Source organism: Blastococcus sp. CT_GayMR20 (genome assembly GCF_004570345.1).
The window spans coordinates 1-19,740 of sequence record NZ_SPQM01000026.1 but is presented as its reverse complement, the minus strand read 5'-3'; the positions used below and the strand labels follow the sequence as shown (position 1 = coordinate 19,740).

General features: G+C 73.0%; 21 protein-coding genes. 10 read left to right on the top strand and 11 right to left on the bottom strand.

The genetic code is table 11. The features are described 5' to 3' along the window. Positions 1-63 precede the first annotated feature (63 nt). Together E4P40_RS08825 and E4P40_RS08820 are read right to left on the bottom strand one after the other, a co-directional pair. Entirely contained in the window at positions 64-366 is a 303-nt protein-coding gene (locus tag E4P40_RS08825; protein ID WP_135158323.1) for a hypothetical protein, read from the bottom strand. Further along, positions 359-1,321 (bottom strand): PspC domain-containing protein, encoded by a 963-nt coding sequence (locus tag E4P40_RS08820; protein WP_135158322.1) that lies wholly within the window; start codon positions 1,319-1,321, stop codon positions 359-361. The genes E4P40_RS08825 and E4P40_RS08820 overlap by 8 nt, the downstream gene beginning before the upstream one ends. A gap of 135 nt (positions 1,322-1,456) precedes the next feature. Here E4P40_RS08820 and E4P40_RS08815 point away from each other — a divergent pair, with 135 nt between their 5' ends. Next, entirely contained in the window at positions 1,457-2,662 is a 1,206-nt protein-coding gene (locus E4P40_RS08815) for an ATP-binding protein (protein WP_135158321.1), read from the top strand. Further along, on the top strand, positions 2,659-3,312 hold the full coding sequence (locus E4P40_RS08810) for a response regulator transcription factor (RefSeq protein WP_135158320.1): 654 nt from the start codon (positions 2,659-2,661) through the stop codon (positions 3,310-3,312). Before E4P40_RS08815 ends, E4P40_RS08810 begins: the two co-directional genes overlap by 4 nt. 31 nt (positions 3,313-3,343) lie before the next feature. Here E4P40_RS08810 and E4P40_RS08805 read toward each other — a convergent pair whose 3' ends face one another. From E4P40_RS08805 to E4P40_RS08785, 5 genes are all read right to left on the bottom strand, one after another. Beyond that, positions 3,344-3,664, bottom strand: a complete 321-nt coding sequence (locus E4P40_RS08805; protein ID WP_135158319.1) for a TfoX/Sxy family protein — start codon at positions 3,662-3,664, stop codon at positions 3,344-3,346. Positions 3,665-3,676: 12 nt separating this feature from the next. Beyond that, positions 3,677-4,411, bottom strand: a complete 735-nt coding sequence (locus E4P40_RS08800) for a PIG-L deacetylase family protein (protein ID WP_135158318.1) — start codon at positions 4,409-4,411, stop codon at positions 3,677-3,679. Between the two features lie 10 nt (positions 4,412-4,421). After that, positions 4,422-5,324: an RNA polymerase sigma factor SigJ gene (sigJ, locus tag E4P40_RS08795; RefSeq protein ID WP_135158317.1), complete on the bottom strand. Its 903-nt coding sequence runs from the start codon at positions 5,322-5,324 to the stop codon at positions 4,422-4,424. Then, on the bottom strand, positions 5,321-5,875 hold the full coding sequence (locus E4P40_RS08790) for a carboxymuconolactone decarboxylase family protein (protein ID WP_135158316.1): 555 nt from the start codon (positions 5,873-5,875) through the stop codon (positions 5,321-5,323). The genes sigJ and E4P40_RS08790 overlap by 4 nt, the downstream gene beginning before the upstream one ends. A gap of 210 nt (positions 5,876-6,085) precedes the next feature. Continuing rightward, a complete protein-coding gene (locus tag E4P40_RS08785) occupies positions 6,086-6,274 on the bottom strand; it encodes a hypothetical protein (protein ID WP_135158315.1) in 189 nt (62 codons plus the stop codon). Between the two features lie 72 nt (positions 6,275-6,346). Between E4P40_RS08785 and E4P40_RS08780 the strand changes: the two genes are divergently transcribed. Then, positions 6,347-6,643, top strand: coding sequence for a hypothetical protein (locus tag E4P40_RS08780; protein WP_135158314.1), 297 nt, complete (start codon positions 6,347-6,349; stop codon positions 6,641-6,643). On the opposite strand, the gene E4P40_RS08775 is transcribed toward E4P40_RS08780, so the two are convergent. After that, positions 6,640-6,939 (bottom strand): chorismate mutase, encoded by a 300-nt coding sequence (locus E4P40_RS08775; RefSeq protein ID WP_135158313.1) that lies wholly within the window; start codon positions 6,937-6,939, stop codon positions 6,640-6,642. The two genes, E4P40_RS08780 and E4P40_RS08775, sit on opposite strands and share 4 nt — an antisense overlap. A gap of 272 nt (positions 6,940-7,211) precedes the next feature. On the opposite strand from E4P40_RS08775, the gene pcrA reads away from it, so the two are divergent. Further along, entirely contained in the window at positions 7,212-9,530 is a 2,319-nt protein-coding gene (gene pcrA / locus E4P40_RS08770; protein ID WP_135158312.1) for a DNA helicase PcrA, read from the top strand. A gap of 115 nt (positions 9,531-9,645) precedes the next feature. Here pcrA and E4P40_RS08765 read toward each other — a convergent pair whose 3' ends face one another. Together E4P40_RS08765 and E4P40_RS08760 are read right to left on the bottom strand one after the other, a co-directional pair. Then, the gene (locus tag E4P40_RS08765; protein WP_135158311.1) at positions 9,646-10,437 is read right to left on the bottom strand and encodes a M23 family metallopeptidase; all 792 of its coding nucleotides are present in this window, start codon (positions 10,435-10,437) and stop codon (positions 9,646-9,648) included. A gap of 215 nt (positions 10,438-10,652) precedes the next feature. Then, positions 10,653-11,498, bottom strand: coding sequence for an alpha/beta fold hydrolase (locus E4P40_RS08760; protein ID WP_245160218.1), 846 nt, complete (start codon positions 11,496-11,498; stop codon positions 10,653-10,655). Positions 11,499-11,735: 237 nt separating this feature from the next. On the opposite strand from E4P40_RS08760, the gene E4P40_RS08755 reads away from it, so the two are divergent. Beyond that, the gene (locus tag E4P40_RS08755) at positions 11,736-12,818 is read left to right on the top strand and encodes a hypothetical protein (RefSeq protein ID WP_245160217.1); all 1,083 of its coding nucleotides are present in this window, start codon (positions 11,736-11,738) and stop codon (positions 12,816-12,818) included. A gap of 33 nt (positions 12,819-12,851) precedes the next feature. After that, a complete protein-coding gene (locus E4P40_RS08750) occupies positions 12,852-13,262 on the top strand; it encodes a cobalamin B12-binding domain-containing protein (protein ID WP_209305230.1) in 411 nt (136 codons plus the stop codon). On the opposite strand, the gene E4P40_RS08745 is transcribed toward E4P40_RS08750, so the two are convergent. Then, positions 13,259-15,109 (bottom strand): CocE/NonD family hydrolase, encoded by a 1,851-nt coding sequence (locus E4P40_RS08745; protein WP_167762159.1) that lies wholly within the window; start codon positions 15,107-15,109, stop codon positions 13,259-13,261. The two genes, E4P40_RS08750 and E4P40_RS08745, sit on opposite strands and share 4 nt — an antisense overlap. A gap of 157 nt (positions 15,110-15,266) precedes the next feature. Between E4P40_RS08745 and sucC the strand changes: the two genes are divergently transcribed. The 4 genes from sucC to E4P40_RS08725 all read left to right on the top strand — a co-directional run. Further along, positions 15,267-16,427: an ADP-forming succinate--CoA ligase subunit beta gene (gene sucC / locus E4P40_RS08740; RefSeq protein WP_135158308.1), complete on the top strand. Its 1,161-nt coding sequence runs from the start codon at positions 15,267-15,269 to the stop codon at positions 16,425-16,427. A gap of 34 nt (positions 16,428-16,461) precedes the next feature. Continuing rightward, complete coding sequence (gene sucD / locus E4P40_RS08735; protein ID WP_135158307.1) at positions 16,462-17,340, top strand: succinate--CoA ligase subunit alpha; 879 nt, start codon at positions 16,462-16,464, stop codon at positions 17,338-17,340. Between the two features lie 181 nt (positions 17,341-17,521). Then, the gene (locus E4P40_RS08730) at positions 17,522-18,541 is read left to right on the top strand and encodes a hypothetical protein (RefSeq protein ID WP_135158306.1); all 1,020 of its coding nucleotides are present in this window, start codon (positions 17,522-17,524) and stop codon (positions 18,539-18,541) included. A gap of 85 nt (positions 18,542-18,626) precedes the next feature. Next, a partial coding sequence (locus tag E4P40_RS08725) for a DUF6350 family protein (protein ID WP_135158305.1) occupies positions 18,627-19,740 on the top strand: 1,114 nt, incomplete at its 3' end.

Below are 19,740 nucleotides of genomic sequence, written 5' to 3'. Positions count from 1 at the left end.
GTTACGCGAAAGAGCCCGGTGAGCGACTGCTCACCGGGCTCTTCCGCCCACCCCCTCCGGGAGTCAGCGCCTCCGCCGGGCCTTGCGCACCTCCGACATGAGGAGTGCCACCCCGACGCCGATCAGCACCGCCCAGAGGAAGCCGCCCTCCTCCCACATGCCGACCGGCAGGTCCGCGCCGGCCATCAGGACGATCGCGAGGACGGCGAAGAAGGCGCCGGGGACGAGGGCGGTCAGGTCGGCCTTGCGACGGCGCGCCGGCGGCTCCGGGTCCTCGGTGGACAGCGGGGTCACGGTCTGCCAGTCGCGGAGCTGCTGCTCCTGCCAGGCGGTCGGCGTGGTCGGGAACTCGCTGTAGTCAGTCACGGGACACCTCCACGTCTCCGATGCCGGCGTTGATGCTCACGTCGATCTCGGCTGCCCTGTCGCCGGTCCAGTCGCTCCGCCCGAGGCCGTCGAAGTAGCCGCCGTTGCGGTCCTCCTCGCCGAACATCCGCACGTCCCCGATCCCGGAGTCGACGGACACCCGGACGTCGGCGGAGCGGGGCACGATCACCTCGACGTCGCCGAGGCCGGCACTGAGCCGGGTGGTGATGAGGCCGTCGAGGTCGCTGACGTCGACGTCGGAGAGGTCGAGGGTGCAGTCGCCGACCCCGCAGTCGTACACCGGCTGGACCATCTCGGCGTCGACCTCGCGGTAGACCTGGTCCCCGATGCCGTTCTCGCCGCCGTGCCACGGCTCGGTGGATGCCGCGATCGTGGCCACGGACAGCACCAGGCCGAGGGCGATCAGGCCGCCGCGCGCCGTCCGGCCACGGGTGAAGGCGGCCGCGACGAGACCGAGCCCGACGGTCAGCAGTGCGGTCCCGAAGAAGGCCGTCGGTCCGAGGTCCCAGTCGAACACCCGGTTCAGGAGCGCGAGCAGGCCCTCGAGGATGAGCACCGCGGCGATGGTGATGCCGGGGACCGGGGAGCGCGGACCGGCCGGTGGGCGGATGCGCTGCTCGACCGCCGCGCCCGGCCCGACGTGCGGACCGACCGGCATCAGCAACCAGAGCAGCAGGTAGACGACGATGCCGGTACCGCCGGCGAGCGTCAGGGCGACGAAGCCGACCCGCCAGAGCAGCGCGTCGATGCCGCTGTACTCGGCGAGGCCGCCGGCGACGCCGCCGATGACCTTGTCGCTGCGGCTGCGGCGCAGCTGCGAGCGGAGCGCGGGGCCGGCGGGCGGCGGGGGCGGCCAGGCGCCCTGGTCGTCGGCCGGCGGGAGCGGTGGCGGCGGAGCGGGAGGTGGAGGAGCGGGGGGCGGTGCGCTTGTCATGCCCAGAAGACTGCCGACGCCGGCCGGCGGAAACCATCAGGGAAGGCCCCCATCCGACCCTGGTTCGCGCGGAAGTGGTCTTCCAGGGTGATCACCCGTGTCGGAGCGGGGCCCCACGGTGCGACGATCGAGTACGTGACCACTCCTGCGACCACGGCGCCGCCCGGGTCGACCCTCGCGCGGCCGCCGTTGGTGCGCCCGCGCTCCGGTCGCCTGCTCGCCGGCGTCGCGTCCGGGACGGCGTCCCACCTCCGCCAGGACCCCCTGCTCGTCCGGGTGGTCTTCGTCGTGCTGGCGACCTTCGGCGTCGGCATCGTCATGTACGCCGGACTGTGGCTGACCATGCCGGTCGCCGCCCCGGGCTCGGAGGAGCCCTCACCCGGCCGGATCACCCTCGGTGCGCCCGGGGGGAAGCGCCAGCTGCTCACGATCGCCGTCCTGGGGTTCGCCGCGCTGGCGTTCCTCGGCCAGGTGTCCAGCTGGGGCAGCGGCGACCTGGTGCTGCCGCTGATCCTCGTCGCGGTCGGTCTCGCCGTCATCTGGCGGCAGCTGGACACCGACCGCACCCTCGCCCTGCCCGGCGTCCGCTGGGCCCTGGCCGGGGGTGTCGCGCTGGCCGCGGGCGGTGTGGTGCTGCTGCTGGCGACCACCGGCCAGCTGGCCGCGGCCCGCAACGGCTTCGCCGCGACCCTGGTGATCCTGACCGGCGTCGTCCTCGCGACCGCCCCGATCTGGCGACGGTTGCTCGACTCCCGCTCCGAGGAACGCACCGCGCGGATCCGGTCCGAGGAGCGCGCCGCCGTCGCCGCGCACCTGCACGACTCGGTGCTGCAGACCCTCGCCCTCATCCAGCGGCACGCCGAGGAGCCGCAGGCGGTGAGCCGGCTGGCCCGCGGCCAGGAGCGCGAGCTCCGCGCGTGGCTCTACGACCCCAAGGTGGTCCGCGAGGGCGGCACGTGGGCGGGCCTCGTCGCCGGCATGGTCGCCGACGTCGAGTCCGACCACGCGCTGACCGTGGACCCCGTCGTCGTGGGTGACGCCCCGGTCGACGATGCGCTGGCCGACCTCGGCGCCGCCACGCGCGAGGCGCTGGTCAACGCCGCCAAGCACTCGGGTGCGACCGCCGCCGACCTCTACACCGAGGTGACTCCCGAGCGCGTGTCGGTCTTCATCCGCGACCGCGGGAAGGGGTTCGATCCGGCGACGGTGTCCGACGACCGGCGTGGCCTGCGCGATTCGGTGCACGGCCGGCTCACGCGCCTGGGTGGGACGGCGGAGATCCGGTCGGCGCCGGGGGAGGGGACCGAGGTGGAGCTGGTGCTTCCCCGGGTGGCCGCATGACCCGGGTGTTCGTGGTCGACGACCACGCCATGGTCCGCGCCGGGGTGCGCGCCGAGCTCGGCGACGAGGTGACCGTGGTCGGCGAGGGCGCCGACGTCGCCTCGGCCGTCGCGGGCATCCGCGCGACGCGTCCGGACGTCGTCCTGCTGGACGTGCACATGCCGGGCGGCGGCGGCCGGACGGTGCTGGAGACGCTGCGGGCCGAGCTGCCGGACGTGAAGTGGCTGGCGCTGTCGGTGTCGGACGCCGCCGAGGACGTCATCGCCGTCATCCGGGCCGGTGCCAGGGGCTACGTCACGAAGACCATCTCGGGGGCCGACCTGCTGGACGCCGTCCACCGGGTGGCCGAGGGCGACGTCGTGTTCAGCCCGCGGCTGGCCGGCTTCGTGCTGGACGCGTTCTCGGCGGCCGGTCCGGCCGCGCCCGTGCCGGAGGAGGAGGCGACCGACCCGGGCCTGGACCTGCTCAGTGCCCGCGAGCGCGAGGTGATGCAGCTGCTGGCGCGCGGCTACACCTACCGCGAGATCGGGTCGCGGCTGTTCATCTCGGTGAAGACCGTCGAGTCACACGCCTCGAACGTGCTGCGCAAGCTGCAGCTGTCCAACCGCAACGAACTCACCCGGTGGGCGGCGACCAACCGCCTGCTCTGAGAGGACCTCGTCCTCCTCACCCTTCGCACGCTCAGGGCGAGCCCCTGGACGAGGCCTCGGCCGCGACGAACTCTCGGGCCTCCTCGACCAGGCCGGACCACTGCGCCGGGTCGCCGGCGACGACCCAGCCGTTCATCGCGCGCCCCTCCATCGGCTCGAACGGGGCCGCCTGCCCCGCCTCCACCAGCTCGGTCAGCCGGGCGGGTGGGAGCTTGACGACGAGCTGCTCCTGCCACCAGATCGCGAAGAACTTCTTGCCGGTCCGCAGCCCCCGCGAGCCGAACATGCTGCCGCGGCTCACCTCGCCGCCCTCCGCGTGGTCGACCAGCTGTTCCCATCGGTCGTCGCTCATGGGGTCACGCTGTCATGCCGTGTGGACGATCTGGAAGGCCTCGGCCAGGCGCCCCTCCGGGAGGCCGAACCGCCGCGCCGTCTGGCTCATCCACCCGGTGACGAACTGCTCGAGATCGGGGGAGTGGCTGGTCTGCGTGACGTGGCAGCGCAGCGCAGCCATCTTGCGGTCGCGCATCTCGGTGACGTCGACCGCGTGGTTCGCCTGCGGGCTGGCACCGAGCCACACCTCCGACACCGTCCACGCCTCCAGGCCCTCGTCGGCCAGCAGCTCGGGGAAGGCGAACGGATTGCGGGCATCGGGGTAGACCGCCCGCATCGTCGCCTCGCCGGTGGTCATGTGGTCGGGGTGGCTGGCGCCGATGCGGTCCCAGAACCGCTCCGGCGACGTGCTGAGCACCCGCTGCGGGCGCACCTGCCGGATGACCCGGCTGATGTCGCGCCGGAGGTCGAGGGTGAGCTCCAGCCGACCGTCGGGATAGCCGAGGAAACGGACGTCGCTCACCCCGAGCGTCGCCGCCGCGGCCTGCTGCTCGGCCCGGCGCAGCACCGGCATCTGCTCCCGCGGCGTCTCGTCGAACCCGCCCGCGTCCCCGTCGGTGACGATGCAGTAGGTGACCTCCGTGCCGGCCGCCGTCCAGGTCGCGACGGTGCCGGCGCTGCCGAAGTCGACGTCGTCCGGATGGGCCAGGACGCAGAGCACGCGATCGACGTGCTCGGCGGGTGGTTGAGGTGCGGGCGCGGTCACCCGGCGGAGCCTAGGAGGGCGCGACGAGACCGGCGAGCTTGTCCGGGTTGACGACCACCAGCACCTGCTGGATCCGCCCGTCGGCCACGGTGAGGGAGATCGACCCGAAGGGCTCCGTCCCCGACCAGCCGACGATCGCCGCCGAGCCGTTGACCTCGGCCACAGCGATGCGCACGTCCGGGAGGGCAGCGCCCTCCTGCGCGACGGCCACGAGCCAGCGGGCCACCTTGTCGGCGCCGGTGATCGGACGCAGGGCCGCCTTCGTCCTCCCCCCGCCGTCGCTGATCAGGACGACGTCGGGTGCCAGGGCCGCGAGCAGCGCCTCGAGGTCGCCACCGCCGACGGCGGCGAGGAAACGCTCGGTCACCTCCCGGTGGGCCTCCCGGTCGGCGTCGAAGCGGGGCTGTCGCGCCTGCACGTGCTCGCGGGCGCGGTGCCCCATCTGGCGGACCGCGGCCTCGCTCCGGCCGAGGACGGCGGCCACCTCGGCGATCGGCAGACCGAAGACCTCGCGCAGCACGAACACCGCCCGTTCGGCAGGGGACAGTGTCTCGAGCACGACGAGCAGCGCGAGCGACACCTGCTCGCCGAGTTCGGCGGCCGCGTCCGGTTCCGGCGCCGGTGGGCCCGACCCGACCGGCGAGCCGCCGGTCAGCAGCGGTTCGGGCAGCCACGGCCCGACGTAGCTCTCCCGCCGTGCCCGCGCCGAGCCCAGCCGGTCGAGCGCCAGCCGGGTGGTGATCCGCACGAGGTAGGCCCGCGCGTCGGCGACGTCGCTGCGGTCGGCCGCGGACCACCGCAGCCAGGTGTCCTGGACGGCGTCCTCGGCGTCCGCGACGCTGCCCAGCATCTGGTAGGCGACGCCGAACAGCAGGCGCCGGTGGCGGTCGAACGCGTCGAGTGCGGCCGTCACGAGGCGGCCGGGATCTCGCAGCGGTCCGCGAAGCCCTGGCTGGTGAGCCCCAGCGAGCTGTTGAACCGCGACCTGACGTTCTCCACGGCGACCATCATGGTGAGCTCGACCAGCTGGGCGTCGTCCAACTGCCGCCGCAGGCCGGCGACCATGTCGTCGGTGACGGTCGGCGGGGTGGCGGTGACGGCTTCGGCGTAGGCCAGCACCTGCCGCTCCAGGTCGGTGTAGGCGTCGCTGTCCCGCCAGCGGGGGACGTCGCGCATCTTGACCGGGTCGACGCCGTCGGAGGTGGTCACCCAGTAGCCGAAGTCCACGCACCACGAGCAGCCGATCGAGACGGCGGACGCCATGACCGCCAGCGCCTTCAGCGTCGGGTCGAGCCGCTTCCAGCGGGCCAGCGAGGTCTCGAACCGGAGATCGGTGGCCAGGACCCGCATGTTGTGCCCCATGGCCGGAAGCGGGTCGGGGACCACGCCGTAGGTGCGCCGGGCGTACCACTCGGCGAGGCGGTAGAGGGGAGTGCGCGGCGGGTCGAGCGGGATGCGGGTCATGTCGGGTCCTCTCCATCGGGAACACCCATGGAGACGGAGGAGACGCGCCGGACGTGACATCCGATCCCGCGGAAGCCGGTCGGGTCCTCCCCCTGGCGACCCGACCGGCTCCCCGTGCCGGCGCCCGCCCGTGCGGACGAACCGGCCCCAGCGGTGTGCGGGACGTCCCCGCTGGGTCATGGCGGGGGTGCTCGCACCGTGCCGGGTGGCTCAGCGGAACGGGTGGTCCCGGTCGCGCCGGGGGTCGACGTCGAGGAACGCCCCGGCGCCGAAGGTGCAGATGACCGGCACGACCGCCGTCCTCCGACGTGGCCGGCGGGCCGTCGCGCGTATCCGGCGGGCGACGGCCCGCGGCAGCCGGTGGGGGAACGGCGGGAGATCGGGGAGCGGATCCGTCATGCCTTCCAGAGGCAGGTGGGGATCTCGCGGATACGGCGGCGGGAAGGTGCCGCGGCTTGCAGACTGGCGGTCGTGGTCACCTACACGCTCGGCGTCACGTTGCGCGCACTCTCGCCCTGGGACGACGCGACGGCGGCACCGGTGGCCGACGCGCTCGGGGACGACGGCGCCGTGTGGGTCGACCCCGCGGACCCGGCGCTGCTGCGGGTCTCGGCGGAGCGGACGGCGGACGAACCGGCCGCAGCGCTGGCACTCGGACGTGCCCTGGCCGAGCGGCTCCGGGACCGGGCGCCGGTGCCGGCCGGCGTCCTCGAGGTCAGCGCGATGGACGACGAGGACGTGTTGGTCTGGCGCGCCGGGGCCTCCTAGAGGCGGCCGCGGCCCTGGCGCAGCAGCAGCATGCCGAGCGCGGCGCCGTCCGGACCCAGCGCGGCGCGGAACCTGTCGAGCACCTGCTGCTCGCGAGAGAGCGAGAGCCGGGTGCCGCCGCTGGCGGCCCGGAGGGCGCCGATCTCCTTCGAGATGGCGAGCCGGCGGTGGACGAGCTCGATGATCTCGGCGTCGCACGTGTCGATGGCGGTGCGCAGCTCGCCGATCCGCTCGACGTCGCCGCCCGTGACGGCGACCGGCGCGGAGCTCGCGGGAGTGGCGGTGGGAGTGCTCATGGGGCGTCCTTCGGGATCTGGTGGCCGTCCGGACCCCGGAGACGAAGAACGCCCCGGGGCTCTTCGGGCCCGGGGCGTCTGTTGCGGCGGTTGCTCAGCCGGCGGTGACGGACACCGGATCCCGGTGACCGTAGAAAAAGCTGACCGTGGCGAGCACGGAGCCGAGTGTGCCACAGCCGGTCCGCGGCCACCACGACGCTGCCTGGTGCGCGTGTGACGGCAGTTGGAGCCGGGAGGGGACCGTCACCCGTCCGGCTTACAGTGATGTGGTCATGAGCAGCGTCCAGCAGGCACTCCCCGGCACCCAGAACAGCCTGCCCGGGACGGAGGCCCTCCAGCGCACCGCCAAGGGCTCCGTCGGGCGCGAGCTCGAGCGCATGCTGGCCGGTCTCAACGGCCCCCAGCGGCAGGCAGTGGTCCACGAGGGCGGGCCACTGCTCATCGTCGCCGGCGCCGGATCGGGCAAGACCCGTGTGCTCGCCCACCGCATCGCCTACCTGCTCGGCGCCCGGCACACCCAGCCCGGCGAGGTCCTCGCGATCACCTTCACGAACAAGGCCGCCGGGGAGATGAAGGAGCGCGTGGCCGCGCTGGTCGGGCCGCGCGCCCGGGCGATGTGGGTGTCGACGTTCCACTCGATGTGCGTGCGGATCCTCCGCGCCGAGGCCGCGAAGCTGAACCTGAAGTCGTCGTTCACGATCTACGACCAGGGCGACTCCGTCCGGCTGATGACGATGGTCGCCCGCGACCTCGACCTGGACGCCAAGCGCTACCCCGGCCGCAGCCTCGCCGCGCAGGTGTCGAACCTGAAGAACGAGCTGATCGACGAGGAGAGCTACAGCCCGCAGACGGCGCCGGAGAAGGTGCTGGCCGAGGCCTACAAGCTCTACCAGCAGCGGCTGCGCCAGGCGCACGCCATGGACTTCGACGACCTGATCATGAACACCGTCCAGCTGCTGCAGGTGTTCCCCGACGTCGCCGAGCACTACCGCCGCCGGTTCCGGCACGTGCTCGTCGACGAGTACCAGGACACCAACCACGCCCAGTACATGCTGGTGCGGGAGCTGGTCGGCCCGGAGAACGGCCCGGTCCCGCAGGCCGAGCTGTGCGTCGTCGGTGACGCCGACCAGTCGATCTACGCGTTCCGCGGCGCCACGATCCGCAACATCGACGAGTTCGAGCGCGACTACCCGCACGCGACGACCATCCTGCTCGAGCAGAACTACCGCTCCACCCAGCGGATCCTCAAGGCCGCGAACCAGGTCATCTCCCGCAACACCGGCCGCCGGCCCAAGAACCTGTGGACCGACTCCGGCGACGGCGAGCTGATCGAGGGCTACGTCGCCGACAACGAGCACGACGAGGCCGCGTGGGTCGCCGAGCAGATCGACGCCCTCGTCGACGAGGGCGTGGCCCAGCCGAAGGACATCGCGGTCTTCTACCGCACCAACAACGCCTCGCGGGTGTTCGAAGAGGTCTTCATCCGCGTCGGCATGCCCTACAAGGTCGTGGGCGGGGTGCGCTTCTACGAGCGCAAAGAGGTCCGCGACGCGCTGGCCTACCTGAAGGTCGTGGCCAACCCGACCGACATCGTGAGCCTGCGCCGGGTCATCAACACCCCGAAGCGCGGCATCGGCGACCGGGCGGAGGCGTGCATCGAGAACTTCGCCGACCGCGAGCGGATCCCGTTCGCCTCGGCGCTGCGCCGCTGCTCGGAGGTCGGTGAGCTCGCGACCCGCTCGCTCAAGGCCATCCAGGAGTTCGTGGCGCTGCTGGAGGAGTTCGAGCAGCTGGTCGAGACGGGATCCGGCCCGGCGGCGCTCCTGGAGAGCATCCTCGACCGCACCGGCTACCTCACCGAGCTGCAGGCCAGCACCGATCCGCAGGACGAGGGCCGGGTCGACAACCTCAACGAGCTCATCTCCGTCGCCGCGGAGTTCGAGGCGGCCAGCCCGGGCGGCACGGTCACCGACTTCCTGGAACAGGTCTCGCTGGTGGCCGACGCCGACCAGATCCCGGTCACCGGTGACGACGCCGGCGTCGTCACGATGATGACGCTGCACACCGCCAAGGGCCTGGAGTTCCCGGTCGTCTTCCTCACCGCGCTGGAGGACGGCGTCTTCCCGCACCTGCGCGCGCTCGGTGACCCGCGCGAGCTGGAGGAGGAACGGCGACTGGCCTACGTCGGCATCACCCGGGCCCAGAAGCGGTTGTTCCTGTCGCGGGCGCAGGTGCGCACCAGCTGGGGGCAGCCCTCGTACAACCCGCCGTCCCGGTTCCTCGACGAGCTGCCGCCGGACACCGTGCACTGGTCGCGGCTCGAGCCGGCGCCGGCGGCGTCGAACAGCTACTCGTCGGCGCAGTCCCGGGTGGCGGCCACCGGGCTGTCGACCGGCGGCCTGCGGGGCGGGGCGGGCAACCGGGCGGTCATCTCCGTCGACGTGGGCGACCGGGTGAGCCACGACGCGTTCGGCCTGGGCACCGTCGTCGAGGTGACGGGCGTCGGCGACAAGGCGCAGGCCACGGTGGACTTCGGCTCCGGTGGCACCAAGCGCCTGGTGCTGAGGTACGCCCCGCTCGTCAAGCTGTGACACGGTCGTCCTCCGGACGACACCGCAGCCACGAGCCGTTCCCGACTCGGGATGAGCCGCTGCGTCACACCTGCGCGGAGCCCTCCGGGCCCCACTCGGCGCGACAGGACAACCGCTAGACCGAGACGCCGCGGTCGGCCAGCCAGGCCTCGGGGTCGGTCGGGCGGCCGTTGATGTCGCCCTTGTGGATCTCGTAGTGCAGGTGCGGTCCGGTCGAGAAGCCCTCGTTGCCGACCTTGGCGATCTGGTCGCCGGCGTGCACGACGTCCCCGGCCTCGACGTCGTAGTAGCGCATGTGCCCGTAGATGTGGACGAAGCCCTCGGCGTCCTGGATGTAGACGGCGTTGCCGAACCCGGAGACTCGTCCGGCCTTGAGGACGACGCCGTCGGCGGCGGAGTAGATGGGCGTGCCGAGTGGGGCGGCCAGGTCCAGGCCGTAGTGCATCTGCCCCCAGCGCTGGCAGTAGCAGGTGGTGAGCCGGCCCTGCGTGGGCAGCACGGTCTTCGGTGCCCGGGCGGCGCGGGAGGCGGCAAGCTCGCCGAGGCGGGCCTGCGCCTCGGCCTCGGTGATGCTGCGGCGGACGCCGGCATCGTCGATGCCACCGGACAGCGAGATGTCGGAGACGCCGCCGAGGCCGTAGTCGGAGGCGGTGGCGGTGTGGTCCGGGGGGCTGCCGATCACGGTGGGCGCGGCGGCGAGGAGGGCGCCGGCGACGAGTGCGGCGAACCAGAGCGGCGCGCGGCGTCCCGGGGGCTGCGGGAGGCGTCGGCCGGCCAGCAGCCGCGGGGCCGAGCGGCGGGACGCGAGGGCGGCCTGCGCCTCGGCGATGGCGGGCGCCACCGCGTCGGGACGAGCGGTCTCGCGCACGGTCTGCTCGAGGACCTGCGGTGCACTGCTGCGAGACAAGGCGCACCTTCCCGGACGAGCGCTTCCCTCTGGGCCGCCGCGAGGCGTTCCGTCGGGGGAGCGACGGCGGCTGTGGACGGTCCGCGGGGCGGTGTCCGCCGGTGGCTACCGGTGCCGTGATCGAACCGTAACGATGCGTCAGGGCGCGACCAAGCACCGAACAAGACGTGTCGCAATGTGTGCAGTGCGTGACGACGACGCGCCGGACCGGCCTGTCAGGCGACGGAGACGGCGGCGACGGCTGCGGGGAGGGCCTCGCGCCGGCCGGCCAGGGTGGCGGCGACCTCGTCGACCACGCCGCCGTTGCGGGGCAGCGACAGGTGGCCGATCCCGTGGAAGAGCACGTTGCGGGCGCCGAGGTCCGGGTGGTCGCACCTGCCCGACGACGTCGGGATCACCATCTGGTCGAGGTCGCTGTAGACCGCCGTCATCCGCGTGCGGAACCCCGGCGCCGGTTCGGCGAGTTCCTGCAGTACGGGGGAGCCCGGGCGCAGCTGGCGGATCAGCGGGGTGGGCGCGACGTTGGCCCACACCGAGCCCGCATGCGGGGTCCCGAGCGTCACCAGTGACTCCACCCGGCTGTCGCCACCCAGGCGCTGGACGTAGTAGCGGGAGATCAGTCCGCCGAGGCTGTGGCCCACGACGTGCACGCGGTCGTACCCGGTCGCTTCGCAGATGGCCTCGATGTGCGCGCCGAGATCCGCGGCACCGCGGGCGATGTCGGTCAGGAGCGGGCTGTAGTTCCAGCTGCAGACGTGCGCGAAGCCGCGACGGCGCAGGCTGCGGTTCATCACGGAGAAGACCGAACGGTTGTCCACGAGACCGTGGACCAGGACGACGGGGATCCGGGCGGCGAGCGGGTCGGCGGCGAACAGGGCGCGGGCCGTCGGGGCCTGGAGTCCCGGGCGGTGGCGGGGATCGGGGCGGAGGACGGTCGTCCGCGTGCCCAGCGGGTACATCAGCACGTGCGCGCCGACCCAGGCCAGCTCGGTGATTCCGCCCGCCAGGGTGGCGGTGCTGCAGAGACTCCGCAGGGCACCTCGTGGCGCTCCGTCGGTCACGGCCGCCGTGTGCGACTCTGGACGCGAGCCCGGGCCGCTCGATGCGCGCATGGCCGAATACCTCCCCGTCGGACCAACCGGCGGTGGCAACTGGTTCGGCCTCGCGGGTGGTGGTGCACGACTTATGTGCTCCGTTGACCCGAAGGTAACTCGCGTGTGTGGCGGACGTCACATCGACGTGCCCGACGTGTCACCGATCGAGGCCGGTTCGTGACCGAAACAGCCGAAGGGGGAACCGTGTCCGCCCGCGACGCCCGTACCGGGCCCGCCCGCGACCGCGCCGACTCGAGCCGGACAGCCGGCACCGCCCGCCGCAGCGCCGCCGCCGCCCGTTCCGGAGCCGGCGGCTCCGGTGCAGCCCGCTCCCGGAACGGCACGCCCGCCACCGCGGACGGCCGGGGCGACGGGCTGGTGGTCGGGACCGTGCCGCCCGCCGCCCGCCTCACCGGCGCGTTGCTCGTGCTGGCTGCGCTCCTCGGCGTCGCCGCCGCCTTTCCCACGTACCTGGTCGTCGGTGGTCAGGAGCTGTCGACCGCGACCGGAGTCAGCGGCGTCCTGGCGAGCCTGCTCGTCCCCGTGGCCTCCGCGGCCGTCGGCGCCTGGCTGCTGCGCGGCGCCGTGCCCAAGTTCGGCCTGGCCTACGCCGGAGTGGCGGGCGCGCTGGCCCTCGGCCTGGCGCTGATCGAGGTGTACCGGGGCAGCAGTTCGACGTCCCGTCCGGCGGTCGAGGTCCTTGCAGGGGAGCGGGTCGTGACCAGCAGCGTCGAGGTCGGGCCTGGTTGGGTGCTGGGCCTGGTGGCGCTCGCCCTGACCGTGCTGGCCGGGATGGCCGGCGCGGTCGCGTGGGGCCGCACGGTCATGGAGGACGGCGGCGCCCTGGACCCGGTGCGCTCGCTGCTCGCCGGCGGCGCGGTCCTGCTCGGCGTCGGCACGGTGCTGTGCCTGACCCTGCCGGCGGCCGACGTCCCCGACCGCGTGGTCACCGATCCGGCCACGGGGCTGCAGACGGTGGTGACGCAGGAGGGGCCGCAGGCACTGCTGGAACGTCCCGGACTTGCGCTGTTGGGTGGGCTGCTCCTGGCCGGCGCGCTGGTCCTGTGCTCGGTGATCGCCCCGTCGCTGCGGCCCCGTCTCGCCGCCGTCGGTGCGCTGCTCGCGATCTCCGTCGCCGTCCTGTCGGCGGGCCTCGCGGGCGTGCGGGACGCGACGTCGTCCGACGACCTGGAGTGGACGGTGCCCGGCGCCGGCCTCCTGCTGACCGGCCTCGGCTACGCGCTGCTCACCGCGGCCGCCTGGCGGCTGCGCCGCGGTCGAGCGTGACGGGGCCCACGCGGGCTCCATAAGCTGCGGGCCATGGTGGACGAACGGATCCGGGTGGTCATCGCCAAGCCGGGCCTCGACGGGCACGACCGCGGCGCGAAGATCGTGGCCCGCGCCCTGCGGGACGCCGGTATGGAGGTCGTCTACACCGGCCTGCACCAGACCCCCGAGCAGATCGTCGAGACCGTCCTGCAGGAGGACGCCGACGCCGTGGGGCTCTCGGTGCTGTCCGGCGCGCACATGACGCTGTTCGCCCGGCTGCACGAGCTCATGGCCGAGCGGGGCGTCGACGACGTCGTCGTCTTCGGTGGCGGGATCATCCCGGACGAGGACATCCCCGAACTCGAGCGCGTCGGCGTCGCGAAGATCTTCACACCGGGTGCGACCACCACCCAGATCGTCGACTGGGTCCGCCAGCACGTCGGAGCGCCGGCCGGCACCTAGGGGACGACGGGCACCGTCAGCTGCTGGCTCCGGCCCGTACCGGTGGCCAGGCTGACCTGCTGCGGGAGCGTCGAGCCGCGGTAGGCGAAGTCACCGCCCGCGAGGACGACGGCGAGCCGGTGGCCGGGCTCGAAGCGGTGCACGATGCCCGGCAGCTCGATGGTGACCGGCTTCGTCACGTCGGCGACGCGGACGGGGGAGATGAGCCGGTGGGGCAGCTCCACGGCACCGTCCGGCCCGACGTCGTACAGCTTGGCGAAGACGACGAGCTGCCCGGCGGGGCCGAGGTGCTGCGACGCCGCGACGGCCGGGGCGTCCAGCGTGACCGTGAGGGACGGGCTGCCCACCACGTCGAGGGGCTGGGTCAGCGGGGCGGTCGAGAACCGGATGGCCGTGCCGGGGGGATCGGTCACCGGCCGGGACTGGTCGAGATAGGACGTCTCCGTGTAGTTCGGCCCGATCGGGGCCACGCTGCTGTAGGTGCTGGTGCCCGACCGCACCTGGTTCCGGGCTGTGACGAGCGAGCCGTTCGCGCCTCCTCCCGAGAGGTAGAACGTCTGCTTCCTGCCGACCGGGTAGGACGGCGCCGTCGCATAGGCATCCGCTGCGTCCCCGGTGGTGGCGTCGTACTCCCAGTCGCGGAAGTAGCTGAAGTCCTGCGCCGGCGCGGGGCCCTGGCCGCGGACGTAGTGGTCGAACCACGCCAGGATCGCGTCACCCTGCACGGTCCCACGCGGGTTCCGCTCGTCGAGCTCGCCGGCGACGGGGGTGGAGTCGCTGTGGCCCCACGACTGCCACGTCAGCGAGACGGGCGTGCGCTGAGCCTTCAGCGCGGTGTAGGTGGCCACCGACTCCTGCAGGTTGAAGAGGGTGTCGGCCTGCCCCTGGCCGAGCAGTGTGGGCACCCGCACCTCCCTCAGGTAGCTGGCCACCGAGTTCGACCGCAAAAAGGCGATCGATGCGGCGCTGGGGTAGCCCAGGGTGGCCACCTCCAGCAGCGCCTGGCAGACCTGCGGCTCGAAGTTCGCGCAGTTGTTCCGCAGGAACTGACGCCAGGCGGCCGGGTCGGCGGCGCTCGGGGCGTCCTGGAGACCGTTGCCGACGCCGAGGGTGGTGAACAGCAGCGCCCACTGGTACTTGAAGACCCCGGTGCCACGAGAGCTCACCGAGCCGCTGGTCGCCGAGCCGCGAGGCAGGCCGCTGTTGTCCGGTGCCAGGGAGTAGGAGAGGTCGTGCCAGGTGATCTGCGGGACGATCGCGTCCAGTCGGTCGGTTCCGGCGCGTCGCTCGGCGGCGGCGGCCGCGAACTGGATCTGCCCACCGTAGGAACCGCCGACCATGCCGACCGCGGGGTCGTGCCGCGCAGGGTCGCCCTCGAGGAGCACCGAGTCGACGACGACCTTCTCCTTCGTGACGTCGTCGACGGCCTCGATCGAGGGGTCGCCCCCGAGGAAGCGCAGCAGCTGGCTGGCCGCGGCGCCGTCGTGCTCGACGTCGTCCAGCGTGATCGGGCAGTTGTCGCCGTCCACGAACCCGAGGCCGGTGTAGGCCAGGGTCACGTAGCCCAGCTCCCCGAAGCCCTGTGCGTAGTCGGCCTGGTCCACCTTGGTCCCGCCGAAGCCGTTGGTGGTGAGGAGCGCAGGCGCCCGGTTCGCGTCCGTCGCCCCCGCGGGCACGTACAGGTCGGCGTCGATCGAGCAGGTGCGCTTCTCCGGTCCGAGGTCCGTCACCGTGATGGTCAGGTTCCGCGGCACGTTGTCGCCCGTCGCAGCCGCCGGTGGCGCGAGCGCGGCGATCCCTGCGGAGGTCAGTGCGGCGGTGAGCAGGGCGGTCGCAGCTCGTCGCACTGGGAGCTCCTCGTCGTCGAGGGGAACGTTCAGGCACGTGCCGGGCAGTGTGGGGGGCCCGATGGAGTGACGCACCTTGTGATGCGGCCCACCCGGCCCCCACCCCTACAACGCCCGGGGGAGCGACCTGGTTACGGGCGGGCTACGGTGCCTGTTCGTGGATCTCTTCGAGTACCAGGCCCGTGACCTGTTGGCCTCGCACGGCGTGCCCGTGCTCCCCGGCGGCGTCGCCGAGACGCCCGACGAGGCGGAGGCGATCGCACGGGAGATCGCCCAACCCGTCGTCGTCAAGGCGCAGGTGAAGGTCGGCGGCCGCGGCAAGGCCGGCGGCGTGAAGCTCGCCGACAACCCCGAGGACGCCAAGGCGCGCGCCCAGGACATCCTCGGCCTCGACATCAAGGGCCACATCACGCACCGCGTGATGGTCGCCCAGGCAAGTGACATCGCCGAGGAGTACTACTTCTCCTACCTGCTCGACAGGTCCAACCGCACCTTCCTGGCCATGGCCTCGGTCGCGGGTGGGATGGACATCGAGGAGGTCGCGGCCACGCGGCCCGACGAACTCGCCAAGGTGCCCATCGACGCCACCACCGGGGTCGACGAGGCCAAGGCGACGGAGATCGTGGACGCCGCGAACTTCCCCGCCGAGGTCCGCGACCAGGTCATCGCGATCGCCGTCCAGCTGTGGGAGGTCTTCTCCAAGGAGGACGCCACGCTGGTCGAAGTCAACCCGCTGGCCAAGGCGCCCGACGGCACCGTGCTCGCCCTGGACGCCAAGATCACCCTCGACGAGAACGCGGAGTTCCGGCAGCCGGAGCACGCCGCCCTCGAGGACGCAGCGTCGGCCGACCCGCTCGAGGCGGCCGCCAAGGAGAAGAACCTCAACTACGTCAAGCTCGACGGCGAGGTCGGCATCATCGGCAACGGCGCCGGGCTGGTCATGAGCACCCTCGACGTCGTCGCCTACGCCGGTGAGGAGTTCGGCGGCGTCAAGCCGGCGAACTTCCTCGACATCGGTGGTGGCGCCTCGGCCGAGGTGATGGCCAACGGGCTGCACATCATCCTCGGCGACCCGGCGGTCAAGAGCGTCTTCGTCAACGTCTTCGGCGGGATCACCGCCTGCGACGCCGTGGCGAACGGCATCGTCTCCGCGCTGAACATCCTGGGTGACGAGGCGACCAAGCCGCTCGTCGTCCGGCTCGACGGCAACAACGTCGAGGAGGGCCGGCGGATCCTCGCCGAGGCCAACCACCCCCTGGTGACCGTGGTCGACACGATGGACGGCGCCGCGCGCCGGGCCGCCGAACTCGCCGCCTGATCGCCGCCCCGACTCCCGACAGGACACCAGACAGATGTCGATCTTCCTCAACGAGAACAGCAAGGTCATCGTCCAGGGCATGACCGGGTCCGAGGGCAGCAAGCACACGCAGCGCATGCTCGCCTCGGGCACCGCCATCGTCGGCGGCGTCAACCCCCGGAAGGCCGGCACGACCGTCGACTTCGAGGGCGCCAGCGTCCCCGTCTTCGGCGGCGTGGCCGAGGCGATGAAGGAGACCGGCGCCGACGTCAGCGTCATCTTCGTGCCGCCGCCGTTCGCGAAGGCGGCCGTCATCGAGGCCGTCGACGCCCAGATCGGCCTTGCCGTCGTCATCACCGAGGGCATCCCCGTGCACGACTCGACCTACTTCTGGGCCCACGCCCAGGGCAGCTCCACCCGGATCATCGGCCCGAACTGCCCCGGCCTCATCAGCCCCGGGCGCTCGAACGCCGGCATCATCCCGGCCAACATCACCAAGCAGGGCACGATCGGGCTGGTCAGCAAGTCCGGCACGCTGACCTACCAGATGATGTACGAGCTCCGGGACATCGGCTTCTCCACCGCCGTCGGCATCGGTGGCGACCCGGTCATCGGCACCACCCACATCGACTGCCTGCAGGCCTTCCAGGACGACCCGGAGACCGAGGCCATCGTGATGATCGGTGAGATCGGTGGCGACGCCGAGGAGCGGGCCGCGGACTTCGTGAAGGCGAACGTCACCAAGCCCGTCGTCGGCTACGTCGCAGGCTTCACCGCCCCCGAGGGCAAGACCATGGGCCACGCCGGCGCGATCGTCTCCGGCTCGGCCGGTACCGCACAGGCCAAGAAGGAGGCCCTCGAGGCCGCCGGGGTCCGCGTGGGCAAGACCCCGTCGGAGACGGCCCAGCTCATGCGGGAGATCGTCGCAGGGTAGGGCCGGTCCACTCCCAACTGCCGCCCGGCGACCTCGACCAGGTCGCCGGGCGGCGGCGTCTGCGCAGCTGGGACGACGATCACGGACGGGCGACGGTGCGCGTGCCGTGGTTGCGCCATGACGCCGGGTGCGACCACGATTCGCCTCGCACACCCGACGCCCTGCGAGGAGAGCCCCTGCGATGACCTCCAGCCAGCCGCCGCAGCCGCCCACGGGCGGTCAGCCGCCGGAGCACGGGCAGCACGCGCAGCCGCAGCCCCCGCACCAGCCCCCGCCGCCGCAGGGTCCGCCGCCCGGCTACGGCCAGCAGCAGGGTCAGCAGCACCCCGGTCAGCAGCCACCGCCCGGCTACGGGCCCCCGTCCGGGTACGGCCAGCAGCCGCCGCCCGGCTACGGCCCGCCCCCGGGCTACGGTCCGCCGCCCGGCTACGGCCAGCAGCCCCCGCCGGGCTACGGTCCGCCGCAGGCGTACGGCCAGCCCGCGCACAACCCGTTCGGGCAGCCCGCGGGCACCGGCGGTGGTCTCTCGTTCGACCTCAAGCGCCTGAAGATGGCCGACTACGTCATCGCCGGCGGCACGCTCGTCTACTTCATCCTGGCGTTCTTCCCGTGGTTCACCTTCGGGGACGACTTCTTCGGGTTCAGCCTGAGCGGCTTCGACTCCGGCAACGTGACCTCGGCCTTCGTGCTCTTCCTGCTGGCGACGGCCTGGGCGGTCCTCCCCGCGTTCACGGAGCTCAAGCTGGGCTTCCCGCGGTCGTGGGTCACCGTCGGCATCACCGCGCTGGCGTGGCTGCTCACCCTGTTCGCGTGGCTCGACAGCTTCGACGGCGACTTCTCCGTCTGGGCGCTGCTCGGCATGATCACGGCGACGGTGATCCTGCTCTTCGCCGTCCTCTCGCTGCTCCCGGAGCTGCGCAACCGCCCGGCGCTGCGGGGCGGTGTCGCCAACGCTGCGCAGTGGGCCAACCAGCCGGCACCGAACTTCGGCCAGCAGGGACAGCCCGGCCCGCCGTACGGACAGGGCAGCTACGGGCACCCGGGGCCTCAGCAGCAGTACGCGCCTCCGCCTCCGCCGCCGGCCTCGCCGCCGACGTCGTCCTACGGTCCCCCGCCCGGCGGACCGCCCCCGTCGGGTGGTTCGACCGCGTCCGGTGAGGGGTCGGGTACTCCCGGTTCCGGTGAGCGCCCGAACGGCTGATCCGACGACCGGAGGCGCCCGAATCCCGGGGCGCCTCCGGCGCGTGCGCCCGCCGTCCGGCGGGTGAGCTTGCGAGAGTGGGGACGTGGTCTCCCTGCTCGCACGCACCTCCCGGCGGGGACGCGACGCCTCGTGGCACCCGGCCGTGCCGCTGCCCTGGGTGGCCGGTGCCGCGTCGCTGGCGGTCAGCCTCGTCGGGCTGCTCGGGCTCGGTCTCGCCCTCGTCGTCGTCCAGACCCTCGACCCCGACGGCGGGCTGGCCGTCGGCGGCTCGATCGCGCTGGCCGGGCGGTTGTGGCTGCTCGCGCAGGGCGGAGAGCTGGCTCTCGGCTCCGGCCCGCTCGTGCTCGCGCCGCTCCTCCTGACGCTGACGATCGCGTGGGGGCTGGCCCAGGCCGGCCGGGGCATCGTGCGCCTCGGCGACCTGAGCACTCCCCGGCAGGCGGTGCGCGGCGCCGTCGTCGTGGTCCTGGTGCACGTGCTGATCAGCGTCCTGCTGACGATCCCGCTCGACACCGCGGACGTGGGCGTCGGGGTCCTGCGCCCCCTGATCGGGTCCCTCCTGCTTGCCGTCACGGCGGTGGGCTGGGGGGTCGGCCGGGAGTCGGGACTCCTCGACGACCTCCTCGACCGATTGCCCGGCTTCGTCCTCCCGGTGCTGCGAGGGGTGCTGTCCGGCCTGCTGACCGCGATGGCGCTGTGCATCGTCGTGGTCGTGGTCGCCCTCGTCTCGGACGCCTCCGGGTACGCATCCCTCTCCCGCTCGCTCGGGGGAGCGGGCGCCGGGGCCCTCGGTCTGCTCGGGCTGACCCTCCTGCTGCTGCCCAACGCCGCCGCCGCGGTGCTCGGCCTGGCCGCGGGGCCGGGGTTCTTCGTCGGCTCGGGAACCCTGGTGTCGGTGCACGGGGTGACACTCGGCGCCGTCCCCGCGCTGCCGTTGTTGGCGGCCCTGCCCGACACCCAGGCCGTGCCGCTCATCGCGTTCGTCTCCCAGGTGGTCCCGGCACTGGCCGGTCTGGTGGCCGGCGGCACCGTGGGCCGCTGGTTCTCCGACCGCGACGGCGGCTCGGTGGTGGCGGGCCTGGCCGGCCTGCTGTGCGGCGTCCTGCTGGGCGCGGTCAGCGGCGTGCTGGTCTGGATCGCCGGTGGGTCGCTGGGGGACGGCGGCCTCGCCCAGGTCGGGGCGCCCGCCCTCGCCA

Coding starts and splice junctions, on each gene's coding strand:
- E4P40_RS08820 (WP_135158322.1), bottom strand. CDS start 1,321: ATGACAAGCGCACCGCCCCCCGCTCCTCCACCTCCCGCTCCGCCGCCA.
- E4P40_RS08810 (WP_135158320.1), top strand. CDS start 2,659: ATGACCCGGGTGTTCGTGGTCGACGACCACGCCATGGTCCGCGCCGGG.
- E4P40_RS08805 (WP_135158319.1), bottom strand. CDS start 3,664: ATGAGCGACGACCGATGGGAACAGCTGGTCGACCACGCGGAGGGCGGC.
- E4P40_RS08790 (WP_135158316.1), bottom strand. CDS start 5,875: ATGACCCGCATCCCGCTCGACCCGCCGCGCACTCCCCTCTACCGCCTC.
- E4P40_RS08785 (WP_135158315.1), bottom strand. CDS start 6,274: ATGACGGATCCGCTCCCCGATCTCCCGCCGTTCCCCCACCGGCTGCCG.
- E4P40_RS08775 (WP_135158313.1), bottom strand. CDS start 6,939: ATGAGCACTCCCACCGCCACTCCCGCGAGCTCCGCGCCGGTCGCCGTC.
- pcrA (WP_135158312.1), top strand. CDS start 7,212: ATGAGCAGCGTCCAGCAGGCACTCCCCGGCACCCAGAACAGCCTGCCC.
- E4P40_RS08750 (WP_209305230.1), top strand. CDS start 12,852: ATGGTGGACGAACGGATCCGGGTGGTCATCGCCAAGCCGGGCCTCGAC.
- sucD (WP_135158307.1), top strand. CDS start 16,462: ATGTCGATCTTCCTCAACGAGAACAGCAAGGTCATCGTCCAGGGCATG.
- E4P40_RS08730 (WP_135158306.1), top strand. CDS start 17,522: ATGACCTCCAGCCAGCCGCCGCAGCCGCCCACGGGCGGTCAGCCGCCG.